At 47.3% G+C, this 16877-nt stretch carries 16 protein-coding genes; 5 read left to right on the top strand and 11 right to left on the bottom strand.

The genetic code is table 11. The features are described 5' to 3' along the window. Position 1 precedes the first annotated feature (1 nt). Positions 2-679, bottom strand: a complete 678-nt coding sequence (locus tag ACFQRK_RS04690) for a LytR/AlgR family response regulator transcription factor (RefSeq protein WP_379004150.1) — start codon at positions 677-679, stop codon at positions 2-4. Further along, positions 676-1743 carry a sensor histidine kinase gene (locus ACFQRK_RS04685; RefSeq protein WP_379004148.1) on the bottom strand — a complete coding sequence of 356 codons (1068 nt, stop codon included), beginning with the start codon at positions 1741-1743 and terminating at the stop codon, positions 676-678. The genes ACFQRK_RS04690 and ACFQRK_RS04685 overlap by 4 nt, the downstream gene beginning before the upstream one ends. A 226-nt stretch (positions 1744-1969) precedes the next feature. On the opposite strand from ACFQRK_RS04685, the gene ACFQRK_RS04680 reads away from it, so the two are divergent. Next, a complete protein-coding gene (locus ACFQRK_RS04680; protein WP_379004146.1) occupies positions 1970-3097 on the top strand; it encodes a TlpA family protein disulfide reductase in 1128 nt (375 codons plus the stop codon). Positions 3098-3175: 78 nt separating this feature from the next. Here the strand turns inward: ACFQRK_RS04680 and ACFQRK_RS04675 are convergent, their stop codons facing one another. The 5 genes from ACFQRK_RS04675 to ACFQRK_RS04655 form a co-directional block, all read right to left on the bottom strand. Further along, the gene (locus ACFQRK_RS04675; protein WP_379004144.1) at positions 3176-3739 is read right to left on the bottom strand and encodes a type 1 glutamine amidotransferase domain-containing protein; all 564 of its coding nucleotides are present in this window, start codon (positions 3737-3739) and stop codon (positions 3176-3178) included. Between the two features lie 76 nt (positions 3740-3815). Further along, entirely contained in the window at positions 3816-4466 is a 651-nt protein-coding gene (pdeM, locus tag ACFQRK_RS04670) for a ligase-associated DNA damage response endonuclease PdeM (RefSeq protein ID WP_379004141.1), read from the bottom strand. Between the two features lie 4 nt (positions 4467-4470). After that, positions 4471-6888 (bottom strand): ligase-associated DNA damage response DEXH box helicase, encoded by a 2418-nt coding sequence (locus tag ACFQRK_RS04665; protein WP_379004139.1) that lies wholly within the window; start codon positions 6886-6888, stop codon positions 4471-4473. Between the two features lie 78 nt (positions 6889-6966). After that, positions 6967-8571 carry an ATP-dependent DNA ligase gene (locus tag ACFQRK_RS04660; RefSeq protein WP_379004137.1) on the bottom strand — a complete coding sequence of 535 codons (1605 nt, stop codon included), beginning with the start codon at positions 8569-8571 and terminating at the stop codon, positions 6967-6969. Beyond that, on the bottom strand, positions 8568-9560 hold the full coding sequence (locus tag ACFQRK_RS04655) for a ligase-associated DNA damage response exonuclease (RefSeq protein ID WP_379004135.1): 993 nt from the start codon (positions 9558-9560) through the stop codon (positions 8568-8570). Before ACFQRK_RS04655 ends, ACFQRK_RS04660 begins: the two co-directional genes overlap by 4 nt. 61 nt (positions 9561-9621) lie before the next feature. Here ACFQRK_RS04655 and ACFQRK_RS04650 point away from each other — a divergent pair, with 61 nt between their 5' ends. After that, a complete protein-coding gene (locus ACFQRK_RS04650; protein ID WP_379004133.1) occupies positions 9622-10062 on the top strand; it encodes an acyl-CoA thioesterase in 441 nt (146 codons plus the stop codon). Positions 10063-10135: 73 nt separating this feature from the next. On the opposite strand, the gene ACFQRK_RS04645 is transcribed toward ACFQRK_RS04650, so the two are convergent. From ACFQRK_RS04645 to ACFQRK_RS04635, 3 genes are all read right to left on the bottom strand, one after another. Next, positions 10136-10573 carry an Hsp20/alpha crystallin family protein gene (locus ACFQRK_RS04645; RefSeq protein ID WP_379004131.1) on the bottom strand — a complete coding sequence of 146 codons (438 nt, stop codon included), beginning with the start codon at positions 10571-10573 and terminating at the stop codon, positions 10136-10138. Positions 10574-10737: 164 nt separating this feature from the next. Further along, positions 10738-11109, bottom strand: a complete 372-nt coding sequence (locus tag ACFQRK_RS04640; RefSeq protein ID WP_379004129.1) for a dihydroneopterin aldolase — start codon at positions 11107-11109, stop codon at positions 10738-10740. A gap of 63 nt (positions 11110-11172) precedes the next feature. Continuing rightward, a complete protein-coding gene (locus ACFQRK_RS04635; protein WP_379004127.1) occupies positions 11173-11874 on the bottom strand; it encodes a LuxR C-terminal-related transcriptional regulator in 702 nt (233 codons plus the stop codon). A 167-nt stretch (positions 11875-12041) separates the two neighbouring features. On the opposite strand from ACFQRK_RS04635, the gene ACFQRK_RS04630 reads away from it, so the two are divergent. Together ACFQRK_RS04630 and ACFQRK_RS04625 are read left to right on the top strand one after the other, a co-directional pair. Beyond that, entirely contained in the window at positions 12042-13214 is a 1173-nt protein-coding gene (locus ACFQRK_RS04630) for an acyl-CoA dehydrogenase family protein (protein ID WP_379004125.1), read from the top strand. A 70-nt stretch (positions 13215-13284) separates the two neighbouring features. Continuing rightward, positions 13285-14028, top strand: a complete 744-nt coding sequence (locus tag ACFQRK_RS04625; protein WP_379004123.1) for a DUF1080 domain-containing protein — start codon at positions 13285-13287, stop codon at positions 14026-14028. A gap of 150 nt (positions 14029-14178) precedes the next feature. On the opposite strand, the gene asnB is transcribed toward ACFQRK_RS04625, so the two are convergent. Beyond that, positions 14179-15879: an asparagine synthase B gene (asnB, locus tag ACFQRK_RS04620; protein ID WP_379004121.1), complete on the bottom strand. Its 1701-nt coding sequence runs from the start codon at positions 15877-15879 to the stop codon at positions 14179-14181. A 398-nt stretch (positions 15880-16277) separates the two neighbouring features. Between asnB and purN the strand changes: the two genes are divergently transcribed. Further along, a complete protein-coding gene (purN, locus tag ACFQRK_RS04615) occupies positions 16278-16850 on the top strand; it encodes a phosphoribosylglycinamide formyltransferase (protein WP_379004119.1) in 573 nt (190 codons plus the stop codon). Positions 16851-16877 lie beyond the last annotated feature (27 nt).

Here is a 16877-nt window from a genome sequence, read left to right as displayed (position 1 = left end):
GCTAACCGTAAAAAGCTGAGCGGTAAATTTTCCCTATCGGAATGCAATCGCCCATTATTATTAAACTATTTTTTGTCATTACATCGATATGTATTCGATTAACCATGTATGAGCGGTGCACCCGAGCAAACGAATCGGATGGTAATGTACCCCCCAATTGCTTCATGGTCATGTAAGTCATAAAATTACCTTTGCTCGTCCGCAGTTGGATGTAGTCTTTAACCGACCGGGCATAATAGATATCTCGGTGGAAAATCTTAACCAATTGGCCGGATATTTTGAAAAATGAATAATCTTTTTTTTCTTCCGGCTCTTTTAATGGCGACTTATGCAGGAAGCGCTCGATGCCCCTTGAAAAACGTTCATAGGTAATGGGTTTCAGCAAGAAATCAACGGCGTCCAACTCATAACCATCAATGGCATGTTCAGAGAATGCCGTTGTGAAGATAACCTTCGGCGGATGTTTAAGTGATTTCAGGAAATCAATGCCATTAATGGATGGCATCCTAATATCAAGAAACATCAAATCTACCTGTTTGGTAAGTAGTACATCAAATGCTTCCAATGCGTTGGGACATTTTGCCAGCAGCTGTAGCTCGCCATTGCGAATAATGTGTTTCTCTAAAATTGAAATGGCAATGGGTTCGTCATCTACGATGATACAGTCTATGCGTTTCACGACAATGTCAAATTTATTAGAAAAAAATCCGCTTCGTCTACAATTGCCAAGGTATGCCGTTTTGGATACAACAAGGTCAATCGTTGTTTCACATTATACAGTCCAATTCCTCCCTTGCTTTCGGTCATAACCGAACTGGATATCTTGCTATTCATTACTTGAAAATGCAGTTCTCCACCAAATGATATGAACACGATGCTCACAAACGAACGATCCACGGTGTTACTGATTCCGTGCTTAAATGCGTTTTCCACGAAAGGTAAAAAAATCAACGGGGCTACAAGTACCCCTTCAACGTCTCCTTGCATATCTATCTCTATTGAAGCTCGGTTTGTATGTCTGAGACGTTCGATGTCCACATAACTTTTCAAAAAAGAAATTTCCTGTCGCAAAGGTACCATCGGGTTTTGGGCGCGGTAAAGAATATAACGCATCATCTCGGCTAATTTCCCTACCATGGGGGCCGTATCTTTCGAACCTTCTAGCGCCAATCCGTAGATGTTGTTTAACGTATTGAAAAAAAAATGGGGCTGCAATTGAGCTTTCAGATACTTAAGTTCTGAAATTAATTGATCCTCTCTCAAGCTGTTGAGTTGTTCACTTTGTCTTAAAGAGTGAACAAAATAAGACAAAGCACTGATTACCAACATCTCGCGAAATACATAAACAAAACTGTAACCTATCGATTGTGATTCATAAAACCTTAAAACGCTACGTCGAAACTCTTCTGAAAAAAAATCAATACGGGCATACAGGAAATAAACTGCCTTTTGATAGAAACCATATCCGACTAAAAACAGTATGACGAGAATCACAAATGTCCAAACACGTCTTTTTTGAATACAAGAGTGCAAGCCCTTATAGAACAAAAGAAAAGCAGGCAAAGCTGCCGTTCCAAAAGCCAAAACGGACTCAATATCCTTCCAGGAAAGGCCCGTATATTGTTCTTCCCAGAAATTGTATTCTAGATCTGTCAGTATACGAAAACCAAAAAAATAGGTTAGAAAAAATACTACCTCTATCTTTGTATACTTAGAAAAGCCAACCAACGGACTCTTAGACATAGCCACAAGGTAAAAATAATTTTCAAAGCTAATTTCTGGTACGGAAGGTATTTCGACAAAAGGCTTCGTTTTTTCGACCAATGGCCATTCACGTGTTCCTGTCTAATTATTTTACGCATTTGTCTAAAAGAAAAAACATGAAAGTCGGTACCCATTATTTTTAAAGAAAAGTACAGAAAAGACAATGAAGCAATATCCAATCCTTCTTATCCTAACTTTAGTGTTCATGAATGTCACAAATGCGCAACGAACATTCGAAGCGACAGATGTATTAAAAAAGACCTGTGAAACATTGAACAACCTTAAACGGATTTCTTACTCAAGCCATCGAGAAATTAGCAATATCAGGAGTAATGATTTTGTGAAAAACTCAGGGGATTCCTATTTTGAGTATCATCCAAACAAAGAGGGAAACGTTTCCAGATTTCAGCTTTATTCCACAGACGCTTTCCAAGTCTACAATGGAACAGAGTACTTCCTTTTAAACCACAAAGACTGTACGATTGATCTACAAAAAGCCACAATAAATAAACTGGGAAATTTGACACTGCTCCATAACTCAATTACAACGCTTCGTGTTGCATTGCCGTTGCTAATAGCCAACGATTCGATACCAAAGTCTATCCAAGATACTTTAATCGATAACAAGTCGTACTATCTGATAAAATTTGAATTATATAAAAAGACATTGGATTTTCCTAAAGGCGTTTGGGGTTTGAAGTCTGATGTCACACGTTTTTATACGTTGATTGTCGACAAAATGACTTATCTTCCTTATATCGTATTCGACAGTAACAGCATTGAAAACGATCGTTATTATACCAAAACTGTTTTTACAAATATTAATACCGATCCAATGGAACCTACGGAAAATTCTTGGTTTTTTTCGAGTTATAATGGCTATAAACCGTTAAAAGATGAGGCCCAAAAGCCAATGATATCCGTTGGACATGCGTTGCCGAATTGGAAGCTACCCGAAATCAAGAAACAAACCACGGATACCCTTACATCCAGCGATTTCAAAGGAAAAATGATACTTGTCGAATTTTGGATTAAAAACTGCGGATACTGCTTGGCCGCCTTTCCAGAACTCAAAGCGTTACAGGAAAAATACGGAAAACAGATCGAGATTTTAAGTATAAATGCATACGAAGCAAAAGATGATGTCACATTTTTTTATAACCGCGAAAGCCCTGCCTACAGAATGCTGTATGACGGTCAGGCATTGGCTGATAAAATCGGAATCTATGGTTATCCCACCATAATTTTAGTTGACCGAGCCGGAAAAGTCGCTTATGTCTCATTAGGGTTCAATACAGAAAAGATTGAAGCAGCAATAAAAAAAGCTTTATAGGTTATCGTGCATAATCACCCCGGCCGAAAAAGTTTCTGCCAGGGTGATCGAATCCATTGCCGATCGTTGTAGTTTCGATCAAGCATGCTGCCCCGCGTGTTTTCCCTCCGCAAATTCCTCGATAACCTTTTCGTTGAAATCAGGAAGGTCATCCGGGGTGCGACTCGTGACCAGCCCCTGGTCAACCACCACGGGGCTATCTTCCCAAAGCGCCCCCGCGTTGATCAGGTCCTTGCTGATATTTTTTACGGACGTCATCTTCCGGCCTTCCACCACTTCTGCATCAATGAGTACTTGCGGGCCGTGGCAAATTGCCGCTACCGGCTTTCCAGCATTAAAAAAAGCTCTTACAAAATCCAATGCTTGCCCGTTAACGCGAAGCTTATCCGGATTGATCACACCACCGGGTATTAATAACGCGTCGTAATCGTCGACGCTTGCCCGGTCCAACGGCACATCCACATCGAAATCAAGGCTCCAATCATTCCCTTTCTTGGCCCGTACAATATCTTGGTTGGGTGATACAATATCGGTGATTCCACCCGCCATCTGTATGGCGTCCCGCGGGCTTGTCAATTCGATTTCTTCAAATCCATCTGTCGTTAAAATTGCCACTTTCCGATCTCTTAGTTCATCAGCCATAATTAATCCTCCTTTTTAACTCTTTTACTATGAATAGTTACGGGGAATGGCTGCAATTGTTTTGGAAAATGGAAAATCAAACTACCCATTCCAGCACTTTGTCGCCCACCGTTGGATAAATACGCGCGCCGCGTGCAGGCTGTACCATGTGAAGTCCCGTCAGCATGCCAAATGCCGGCAATACGAATATTTGCTTGTAGAAATAAAAGCACGGTAAGCGGTAAGCCTGTTTCCCTTTTGTGGGAATAAGACATCCCGGATGAACATGGCCAGCGATGTTCAACCGTCCGGCAAATCCATCCCCTGCTGGGTGATGAGTGCAGTGAATGTGCGGTGCAACAGCATATGAGGACACCACATCAACCGCTGCGTTTTCCAATAAATCATCCGGCAAAATATCGTGGTTGCCACGGGTAAGAATAAACCGTATAAATGGATTAGCGGTTCGGAACCGTTCAAACACTAACCATTCGCTATTGAAATCGCTGTGAAACAGATCACCAAGAAAAATCAAGGTTTCGACCTCGTATCTATCCAGCAACGCCTGGAGGCGCACCAGATCTTTATCAACCGGCAACACCGGCATGAAAATACCTGCCTTACGAAAGTGTGTCCCCTTGCCCAAATGCCAGTCGGCAACCACCAAGGTGCGGTATTCGGGGAGCAGCAAAGCTCTTTCAGGTAATAACATGAGCCGTGTGTCCATCAGTTGGATTGTCTTCCCCATACCGCTATGTCTCCAATTGGGTTTTCAATTTCTCTAACCGAGCCTGCCAATCTTCATTGCTGTACCGCTCACGGAATGACTCGGCAAATACGGGAAAGGCAAACGGCGTGAGCTGATCCGGCCGTTGCACAACGATGCGATGCGTGCTGATCCGCTCGAATGCTTTGTGCATGCGAGAGGCCTCTAATTGGAAGTCATATACTTCATCGTAAGCTTGCCGGAGCAGCAGATTTCCAGAATCATATTCCTCGAATACCGAAAAAAACAAGCCTGAATTGGCTTGTATATGTTTTGTTTTCATCGGCTTACCCGGATACCCCTGGAACACGAGACCCGCGATTCCGGCGATGTCACGGAACTTGCGTCGTGCCATCTCCCGAATGTTGATACCACTCCGTATATCGTCGAATAGTTTTGCGGTTGAAAACAACCCCGCTTGCAGTGCTTCATCCAACGGCAGCGGGTCATCGCAGAGCAGCTCAAAACCATATTCGTTACTGGCGATGCTGAAGGTCGCTCTCCGGATGCTGCTCAGCCGATACGCCACTACAGCCGCCATGCCCTCGTGCACCAACTTTCCCTCAAACGGGTAAACAAACAAGTGATAGCCGTGGCGGGTATAAATGTATTCCACCAGCAATTCGTCTTCCCCCGGTAGCGCCGAAACCCGGCGCTGTTCGGCAAAAAGAGGTTGTAGGTACCGCAGCTCTGTGGGAAGGCTGCTGCTCTTCCGGTGAATCTCGGTAAACGTATGCCGAAGCGCTGCCCCGAAATTATCCGATATGGGGAATCGGCCGCCCATCCACGATGGGACAGCGCCTTTTTTACCGGCGGCCGGCCGGACAATAGCCTGGATGTCCTTTACCCGTACCAGTTCAAGCAGCCGTCCCGAAAACCAGAACGTATCGCCGGGTTGCAGACGGGAGATGAACCATTCCTCGATGGTACCAAGGTATTTGCCACTCAGGAACTTTACGCGCATCATCATATCGGACACAATGGCCCCGATACTCAGCCGATGCCGCATGGCAACACGCTTGCTGGTCACTTTATACACACCGCTATCTATGACTACTTTGTGAAACTCTTCGTACGTATCCAGTGTGCGGCCGCCCTGGGTCACCATCAGCAGGCATTCGTCAAATTCATCGCGGTTGATGGAAGAAAAGCAGTGGGTTTGCTTAATCTCGTTATATAGTTCATCCGCACGAAAGCCATCGGATACCGCCAGTGTGACCATGTACTGCAACAGTACGTCAAACGAGCGAACGTAGGGCAGCCGCTGCTCCAGCAATTGATGATGTACCGCATATCGGATCGCTGCCCCCTCCATAATTTCCAAGGAGTGCGTAGGGAGGAAATAGATTTTACTCGTTTCGCCTGGGCGGTGGCCACTTCTGCCGGCGCGCTGTACAAATCGAGCGACACCTTTGGGCGACCCGATCTGCACCACACAGTCTACCGGCCGGAAATCTACTCCTAGGTCGAGGCTGCTCGTGCATACAACCGCCTTAAGTATTCCGCGATGCAGCGCATCTTCCACCCACAGGCGTAATTCATCGCTGAGCGATCCGTGGTGGATGGCCAACGCGCCGGCGAGCTGCGGTGCAGCATCCAACAATCGATGGTACCAGATCTCTGCCTGCGAGCGGGTATTGGTAAACAGCAAGGTAGACTGATGAGCATCGATGATGGGTAACACCTTGTCAATCATCGTCGTACCCAGATGACCCGCCCACGGAAAGCGTTCCAAGACGTCGGGTAGCAAGGTTTCCATGTGAATGTCCTTTTTCAGCCTGGCACGAACCAACGTACCTTTGTCCTTCCCACCCAACAGGATTTCCATGGCTTCTTCGAGATTGCCAATGGTAGCGGAGATTCCCCACACCTGCAGATTGGGACAGATCGCACGAAGCCTGCTAAGGGCAAGCTCTACCAACACGCCCCGTTTGCTGCCCATTAATTCATGCCACTCGTCGATCACTACAAACTCCAGCCCGCTGAAATACTCGTGGTAACCTTTTGATGCCATTAACAAATGGATACTTTCGGGGGTAGTAATAAGTGCCTGCGGTGCTGAAGTTTTCTGCCGTTGCCGTTCGGCAGCACCGGTATCGCCGGTGCGCAATCCAATTCGGTAATCGAGCTCCAGGTCGTCGCTTACCGTACGGGTTGCTTGGAGTATTTCTGCAGAAAGCGCCCGTAACGGAGTGACCCACAAACAGTGAAGCCCTTTTTTTCGCCGCTCTTTCCGATAATAGCGCTGAAGTACACCGAACCAAACAGCGAAGGTTTTCCCATATCCTGTGGGTGCATTCAGTAGCCCCGACCGCCCCTTGGCAATGGCCGACCAAGTTTCCTGCTGGAAGCGGTGGGGTTGCCACTGTTGATTGAAGAACCAAGTTTCGGCGAATGTATTCAATGATATGGGTTTCCTTACGTTAGTGGTTCGCTTTTAATCTCTTGCCAGTAATGCTGGTCGGTCTACAAAGGTACAATTTCATCCATTGACCGCCGCAATGAGCTGCAGCAAATCAGCTTTGGTATTTGCACTTTCGGGTGTCTTGTCTCGTCGCCACCGCAGGATGCGGGGAAAACGTAATGCCACGCCTGATTTATGCCGACTACTTTGTTGGATTCCCTCAAAAGCGATCTCAAAGACATGGTACGGCGTCACGCTGCGTACCGGGCCGAAGCGTTCAGTTGTATTCCGTTTAATCCAGCTATCCAATTCCACAATCTCTTTGTCGGTGAGCCCCGAATACGCTTTGGCGAAAGGCACCAACGTTCCGGTTTCGTCCCATACGGCAAACGTATAATCCGTATACAGGTTTGCCCGGCGCCCATGACCACTTTGCGCATAGATCAGCACGCCATCTGCCGTCAGCGGTTCGGTTTTCCATTTCCACCAGTTTCCCCTTCGACGACCGTTGCCATAAGCACTGTCGCGACGTTTGAGCATGACGCCCTCACAATGAAAATCACGTGCGTGCTGGCGAAAAACGGCTACTTCCGCCCAGTTGTTGAACGGCATGATTTCCGACAGCAACAATACATCATGGGCAAACGTCGGTGAGGAAAACAAGGTTTCAAGAAGGTTGCGACGGTAGCGCATCGGCATGTCGCGGATGTCTTCGCCCTTCCACTCCAGCAGGTCGTAGCAAACCATCACCAAGGGTGCCTCGCGGAGCGACTTTTGAGATAGGTTCTTCCTCCCGATGCGTGTCTGCATGAGTTGAAAAGACAAGGGTCGCCCGCCCTGCCAAGGAATGATTTCCCCGTCGATGACTGTTCCGTCGGGCAAAGACTGGCTCAGCCTGGTGAATTCCGGAAATTTATCCGTCAGCAAATCTTCTCCCCTGCTCCACACAAATAGTTGGTTGTTGCGCACGATGATCTGACCCCGTATGCCGTCCAATTTTTTCTCAATGTACCAGTCACCGATATTGCCGAGTGTCTCCGCCGGGGCATCTAATTGATAGGCGAGGTAGAAGGGATAAGGTTGGAAATCACGGGTACCCGAGGCGGATTCCGAAAATAATGATGCCATGGTTTCCATTGCCGGAATCCATTTACCCATCAGGCGATGTGCCACCGCAGCTTCATCCATACCTAGGTGGTTGGAAAGCGCTTTTATAACCAATTGGCGGGATACGCCAATCCGAAAATTCCCGGTAATTAGTTTTGTAAAGATAAATCGCTCATCCTTGTCCAGGTGCCGCCAATATCCGGTAATGATCTCCTTTTTCTGTTCGTCGTTTTTTCTCGGCAGTAGCGATAACTCGTCAATTATGTCCGTTAGCTGATAATCGCTTCCGGAAAGAGGGTCTGGCGGAAGGACCAACGCGATGGCCTCGGCCAGATCCCCGACAATGTGATAGGATTCTTCGAATAGCCAGTCGGGTATTCCAGCCATTTCGGCTGCCCACGCCTTGAGTTCGCCGGTCGTTACCGGCCGTTTCGGCCGATTGCCGGTCAGTAACGCTACGGCGTATAGGTTACTTCGATCGTCGCCGCCTGCAAGGTAGTCAACGATAGCTGCGATTTTCTCGTTGGTTTTTGTCGTCCGGTCGATGGCCGCAAACAAGTCAGTGAATCGCCTCATAAATCTTCCTCCCCTGTTTCGGAGCCCTGCAGGTGAACTTCCTTTGCCTGCAGTCCTTTTTCTTCGCGTAGCCACCGGGCAAAAGGTCCTTCGTAGCCGTGCGTTACATAGATCGTATGAGCTCCCGTGGCAGCAATAGCGTCATTCAGCTGTCTCCAGTCACAATGGTCAGAAAGCACAAAACCGCGGTCGACCCCGCGACGCCTGCGCGCTCCGCGAAGCTGCATCCAGCCACTGCACAAGGCGATTCGATACGGCGTTAATTTCTTAAGCCAAGGCGAACCGAGTGCAGATGGCGGAGCCACGATGATAGCACCAACTATCGCTTTCCGGTCAGTATCGGTAGTGATGCGCTCGCCCGGGAACTCGTAGCCGATTTCATTCAGCGCCCCATTTACGTTGGCCACCGCCCCGTGAAGGAATACCGAACCGATGGTTGTATCCAGGTGCTTCAGTATAGTCTGCGATTTGCCTAAGGCATAACCCAAGAGCACGCTGTTTACGCCTTCGCCGGCGTTGTGTTTCCACCACGTGTTGATGTCCTGAAAGACCACCCTGGGGTTTGGAAATTGATAAACCGGCAATCCGAATGTCGATTCGGTGACGAAATGGTGACAGCGTACCGGTTCATAGGGAACGCTAAGCCCATCATCGGTAAGCTTGTAATCCCCCGAGACAACCCATACTTCTCCCTTGTATTCCACCCGTACCTGGGCAGAACCGATGATATGCCCAGCAGGATGTAGGCTGATGTGCACGCCATTGATCGTGAGCCGCTCTCCGTAATCCAATACCTGAATCGTAATATCCGCTCCCAATCGCAATCGCAGGATGGGAGCCGTATGTGGGTGGCAGAGATAGCGCCCCATTCCCCACCGGGCATGATCGCTGTGCCCGTGGGTCACGATGGCCTTTTCCACAGGTTCCCAAGGATCGATATAAACGTCGGCTATGGGGCAGTATATGCCCCGCTCGGTAAATTTCAGCATCGTTTTCTTAAACAAAAAAACGCCCATCTTGGTTTCCGCATTTTATTGTTATGTTTGAATCATGGAAAATGTTTTCTACGAAGGGCAGATCATTTGGGCTCAGATTGATGCAAACAGGCACCTCCGCCACTCGGCATATGCCGACCTTTGTGCGCAGGCCCGAAGTAACATGCTTAGGGATATGGGGCTTTCTCTCGACAAGATTGCAGAGTCGAATATCGGACCGGTGCTGTTCCGCGAGGAGTTGGTATATTTACGAGAAATACACCTCAATGACTTGGTCAAGGTTACGGTTGTGATGACCAAATATAATACAGTGAATTCGCGGTTTTCCTTCCGGCACGAGATATACCGGTCCGATGGCACAAAGTGCGCGATTGTTACGGTAGACGGCGCGTGGATGGACATTGGGAAACGTAAGTTAACGGTTTTGCCTTCTGAATGGCAAGACATTGTGGAACAGTTGCCCAAAGGTGAAGATTATCAAGAGATAACGTCATAGTCGCTAAAGGAAAAAGCCCACGGAATTAACGTCCATGGGCTTTTTCTGTCTTTTGTTCTTTCTTTGATCGGTTTTATTTTACTTCAATCAACCGTGAAGCTACTTTTGCCTCCTCCTTCTTGCCTATCGCCACTTTCAGCACACCGTCTTTATAGTTGGCGTCAATGCGGTTGTGATCAATGCTCTCGGGCAACGTGAAGGACCGAGTAAAGGAAGTGTAGCTGTATTCACGCTTGCTGTATTTCTTATTCTCATCCGTGCTCTCGGTCTTCTTCTCGCCGGAAATAGTCAAGACATCACCGTCCACGTTGATTTTAAAGTCGCCTTTTTCCAGCCCCGGTGCGGCTAATTCTATATGGTAAGCATCACTCGTCTCCGCCACATTCACGGCCGGCACACGAGAAATAAATCGATCGGACAAGAATGAGTCATTAAAAATGGGATTGAAAAAATCATTTACCCAATTGTCCACTCCCCTGTTTTTGTTTCCTGAAAATTTTACCAATGTCATAATTATCTCCTCCTATATATTTTTGTTTAAAACTTTGGTAAGTTTTCTCCAAAATATATACCAACCGCACAAAAAAAAATTTTAGCGACTTTTTGACATTATCACACAAAATACACATGTCATTATGACACAAACACATCAAAAAATTGGCGATTTGTCTTGGCCTAGCCGTCAAGCTCCCACCGCATCGAAACCCCCGCCTTAGCGCGATCGGCCCCAAAAGGCGGTTGGTTCTTGTAAATTGCGACTTCGATTTCATCTGCCAGCGGAAATTCGCTTCGAATGCGCATAAGCATTGTTTCGACAACGGTTTCAAGTAATTTCCGGGGCAGCTGCATTTCGGATTTGGCAATGTGATATAAGGTTTCGTAGTTTACCGTATTATCAAGCTCCTCCTCCATTCCTTTCCTTCGGTTAAATCCCGTTCGGATCGCTACGGTAAATTCATTTCCCAGTACCTGCTCCTCGGGATAATACCCATGAAACGCATAAAAGCGCATATCGGCCAGGGTTACGTATTGACGGATCGTTTCCATCAAGCAAACCTACGTGAATTCAAACACCTTTGCAAGCGATCCATCACGACCATGCCTGCCTCCCTAAACCAGATTAAATGCCTGGGCGAATTTGATCATATCGTAATGTGTCTTAACACCGAGCTTCTTCTTGATATTCCGTCGGTGCGTATTTAGCGTCTTTTGGGAAATACAAACCCGGTCGCTGATTTCCGCTGTTTTCACACCCGAGGCAATGTATTGCAACAGTTCCTTTTCACGAGCTGTCAGCGATGCGTAACGCTGGTAATTATCCTTCAGCAACAAGTTCTCCTCCATAAGCCGCTCTGCCTTTTCCGCCAAGTGATGGTTAGGGTCCAGCTGCAGCGCAAACGTAAGCGAAAGCAGCGGCTCTCCAGCTTCGTCGTAAAAAAACGGCCGCGCCGCACTCAAATACCACTCGAAACCTCGTCCTTCACCTGTGGTCACTTGCTGAAAAAAGGAAAACCACTTGGACCTATTCCCCGTCTTCAGCCGTTCCTTAAATTTAGGAAGGTAAAATGCCACATCATCCGGATTGAAAAATCTAGTGAGGTATTCCTTTCCCATCCGCCTTACCTCTTTCAGGTCCGTCCCCAGTAACTTTAACCCATTCGGCGAAAGGTATACAACCGAAAAATCCCGCACGTCGTGAACGATGAAAACAGGTAATTCATCGGCTATTGCATCCAGTGCGGCCAACTTTTGCTCGATTATTTTACGGACTTCTTTACTACAATTAAAATCGGCAGGTAAAAGGTAGTTCATTCGGCTTCTGTCTGTTTAGATAACGGAACAATAATAACGAAAAGCACTCACTTTTACGCACTTTTCCCATTACTTTCATTCACGGATGATGAACTTCAGCGGTTCATTCACCGACCTGTTCTCAAAATCAACTTTTATCCCTATACTTGTACGCCGAGTATACAAATATGAGCCAATATACCGCACCGGATTATTACCTGCTGGATGAACTGGTCAGCGAAGAGCATTTGCTTATCCGCGACAGTGTCCGGCAATGGGTAAACCAGGAGTTGCTGCCCATCATCGAAGACTATGCCCAGCGTGCGGAGTTTCCGCGGCACCTAATTCCAGGCATGGCTCGACTGGGCGTATTTGGACCAACGATACCGGAAGCATATGGGGGAGCTGGATTGGACTACCTCGCCTACGGCATCATGATGCAAGAACTTGAACGAGGCGATTCCGGCATTCGTTCCACGGCTTCTGTCCAGGGATCGCTCGTTATGTATCCCATCTACACCTACGGAAGTGAGGAACAAAAATCAACGTACCTCCCCAAACTGGCCAACGGTGACCAAATAGGCTGCTTCGGCCTGACCGAACCTAACCATGGTTCCAACCCGGCAGGTATGCTTACCCGTTTCGAGGATGCCGGCGACCACGTCGTACTGAATGGCTCAAAAATGTGGATATCCAATGCGCCGTTTGCCGATATCGCCGTCGTGTGGGCAAAAAACCCGGAGGGGAAGGTCCAAGGACTGATTGTAGAACGGGGCATGGAGGGATTCAATACGCCGGAAACGCACAACAAATGGAGCCTTCGGGCTTCCGCTACCGGGGAATTGGTGTTCGACAACGTACGCGTACCCAAAACCCATATCCTGCCCGGCGTAATCGGCATGCGCGGGCCGCTGAGTTGCCTGAATCAGGCACGGTATGGTATCGCTTGGGGAGCACTCGGTGCTGCGATGGACTGCTACACGACAGCGGTTCGGTATGCCCGGGAACGCGAACAATTCGGTAAGCCTATCGGTGGCTTCCAGCTGCAACAGAAAAAACTGGCGGAAATGCTTACCGAAATTACCAAGGGGCAGTTATTGGTTTGGCGCCTTGCTACGCTTCAAAACGAACAACGTGCCACGCCTGCCCAAATTTCCATGGCCAAGCGGAATAGTGTCGCCACCGCCTTAAACATAGCCCGGGAAGCCCGGCAAATTTTGGGCGCCATGGGTATTACGGGTGAATACCCGATAATGCGGCACCTGATGAACCTGGAATCTGTGGTGACTTACGAAGGTACGCACGACATTCATTTGTTGATCACGGGAATGGACATAACAGGCATCAATGCATTTGAGTGAGGAACCAGTGGGTAAGTGAGGATGTGACTTATGAGTAAGTGTAAAACAAAAAGTTATAATTAATAGTAAGATGAATATCAAATCGTTTATTTCCGCTGGGTTGGTCACATTGCTGGCAATTCCAGCCCTGGCGCAACAGAACAAAATGAAACCCGAAGAAACCGAAGTTTGGGAACCGGAACCGCGTATGGTTACGACGTCACCTGACAAAGCTCCGTCAGACGCGATCGTACTTTTCGATGGGGCATCGCTAAACCAGTGGGTAAGCGATAAAGACGGCTCCTCTCCTGCGGAATGGGAAGTGGCCGACGGCGCTTTTACAGTAGTGCGCGGCAAAGGCGGTATACGCACCAAGCAGGAATTTTCGGATTATCAACTGCACGTAGAATGGAAAAGCCCAACTGAAATTGTCGGCGAAGGGCAAGGCAGAGGCAACAGCGGCATCTTTATGCAAGGTCTCTACGAAGTACAAGTATTGGACAGCTACAACAACCGCACGTATTCTAACGGGCAGGCAGCCAGTCTTTATAAACAACGTATTCCATTGGTAAATGCCACTAAACCTCCGGGCGAATGGCAAACCTACGACATTATCTGGACCGCGCCGCGTTTCAACGCCGATGGCATCCTGATCAGCAAAGCCCGTGTAACGGTCCTGCACAACGGCGTACTTGTACAGAATAACGTCGAATTGGATGGCCCAACGGAATTCATCGGCATCCCCAAGTACAAAGCCCATGGCGCTGGTCCCATCGTATTACAAGACCACGGAAACCCAGTAAGCTTCCGCAATATTTGGATAAGACCTTTGTAAAATTGAAAACTCAAAGATTGAAAATTCAAAAGGCCGGAAAGCTCACAACGCATTCCGGCCTTTTTATTTTGGTCAATTGACAATTAGTCGCTAACGGTCTCTATCAATTTTCAACAACCAACACGTCAAACTGAAATTTTCAATTTTCAATCACCCTTCAATTTCATTTAAACCAACAACCGACTTTTCATAACTTTCATTATGCACACTAGCCACGGCACGTCCGGATGGATCGTTCACATTCTGGAACGAGGCGTCCCAAGCCAATGCTTCCGGCGTACTGCACGCCACCGACTTGACCGACGGCACAGTCAGTGCTGCGGTAGTAGAAGGAAAGTGTTCGGTAAATATCGACCGATACAGATATTCTTCCTTATTTTGGGGTGGGTTCACCGGGAAGCGCTCCGCTGCCGCGGCAAGCTCCTCGTCGCTTACGCGCAAAGCGGCCTGCTCCTTCAACGTGTCGATCCAGCTGTATCCTACTCCGTCAGAAAACTGTTCTTTCTGACGCCAAGCGATGCTCTCCGGTAAATAATCTTCGAACGCCTTGCGTACAATCCACTTCTCCATCCTCCCATCCCGGATCATTTTATCGGCTGGGTTTAACCGCATGGCAACATCGACAAATTCCTTGTCCAAAAAGGGAACACGCCCTTCCACTCCCCATGCAGCCAGCGACTTGTTCGCGCGCAGACAATCATACAAATGTAACTTGCTCAACTTGCGGACGGTCTCTTCATGAAACTCCTGTGCGTTAGGGGCCTTGTGAAAATAAAGATACCCGCCGAATAATTCATCGGACCCTTCGCCGGAGAGCACCATTTTGATTCCCATTGATTTGATCACGCGGGCAAGGAGGTACATGGGCGTCGACGCACGGATTGTTGTGACGTCGTAAGTCTCCAAATGATAAATAACATCCCGGATGGCATCGAGTCCTTCCTGGATCGTGAAATTAATTTCGTGATGAATGGTACCGATATGGTCGGCAGCTTTCTTGGCTGCTATCAGGTCCGGCGACCCCTTCAATCCCACCGCAAACGAATGCAAACGCGGATACCACGCTTTCTCTTGATCGTTCGACTCAACCCGACGGGAAGCAAATTTCTTTGTAACGGCTGCGATCACAGAAGAATCCAAACCGCCCGACAACAACACGCCATAGGGCACGTCCGACATAAGTTGCCTATGCACCGCATCTTCCAATGATTTGCGCAACGCATCTATATCGGTAACATTTTCCTTTACATTGTCATACCGCTCCCAATCCCGTATGTACCACTTACGGGGCGTATTGCCTTCTTTGCTGTAAAGATAATGTCCCGGAGGGAACGTTTCGATCCGACTGCAGTACCCCTCTAAAGCTTTCAATTCGGAAGCAACGAAAAGCGTTCCTTGATCATCCCATCCCATATACAAAGGAATAATTCCGATGTGATCCCGGGCTATTAAGTAAGCGTCCTGCTCTGCGTCGTACAGTGCAAAAGCAAAAATGCCGTTCAGATCTTCAATGAATCCTGGACCTTTTTGCTCGTATAACGCTAAAATCACCTCGCTGTCGCATTGCGTGGAAAACGCATAATTAGGCAATTCATTGCGCAATTGCTGGTGATTATAAATCTCCCCATTCACGGCCAGCACAACGTTTCGATTTTGGCTGTACAGAGGTTGCTGGCCAGATTTTGGATCAACAATTGCTAAACGTTCATGCGCTAAAATAGCTCGCTCAGAGCTATATATCCCCGACCAATCCGGCCCACGATGACGAATCTTTTTCGACATCTTCAACACTTGGGGGCGCAATTCTTCCGACTTTGTTTTCAAGTCAAAAGCACCAATGATTCCACACATAAAATAGACAGTTAAATATTCGTTATAACTATAAGATTGCAAAGTAACAAATAAAATATTGATATTCGCAACAATTTATATATTTTCTAATCATTTTTTCAATGAAATTGCTTTTTTTAAGAAATTGTATTAACAAAAGCAAAAATAAGCTGTCACAATTCTAATGTAGAAGGTACATCTATTCGGTCACCGAGTTCGCTTGTTTGTAGTTCCCTGGATTTCCTTTTTTGTTCTAATATGATAGAAAAGGCTATTTTTGCCGCTGTAAAACAAGGGAATGCTCATCTCGTGCGCAGCACTGCAAACAGGGGCAATTTACATGTTCATATGGATTTAACAAGTAATTCATTACATTTGGATGCAGTCAACGGAATGTGCATCTACAAGCGTATAAAAAAGTGAAAAAACGAATTGCCATATTTGCTTCCGGCTCGGGGTCGAACGCTCAAAAAATCATGGAATATTTCAAATACCATGACCAGATTGAGGTGGCCCTTGTATTAAGCAATAGCCCGGATGCCTATGTATTACAGCGGGCCGATAATTTCGAGGTTCCTACCCATGTCTTTGACAGGCATGATTTTTATGAGACCGACGAAATCGTCAAGCTTCTGGAAAAACTGAAAATAGACCTAATTGTATTGGCTGGATTCCTATGGTTGGTTCCCAGGAATTTATTACAAAAGTTCCCCAATAAAATCATCAACATCCATCCCGCCTTATTGCCTGATTATGGCGGCAAGGGCATGTATGGAGACCGTGTGCATCAAGCCATATTAGATGCCGGCGAAGAGGAATCAGGCATCACGATCCATTTTGCAAATGAGCACTTCGATGAAGGTGAAATTATCTATCAGGCACGGTTCCGGATTGACCCCGGAGATACGCTGGAAATCATTAAATTCAAGGGACAACAGCTGGAACATGTGCATTATCCAAAAATCATCGAGAATCTGCTAAGGAAAATGTAGATCCATGCTCGTTTGGCGCATCGCCGG

This window comes from Parapedobacter sp. GCM10030251 (assembly GCF_042666505.1).
Lineage (GTDB): Bacteria > Bacteroidota > Bacteroidia > Sphingobacteriales > Sphingobacteriaceae > Parapedobacter.
The sequence above is the reverse complement of the archived record's forward strand: the minus strand, read 5'-3'. Positions and strand labels throughout refer to the sequence as shown.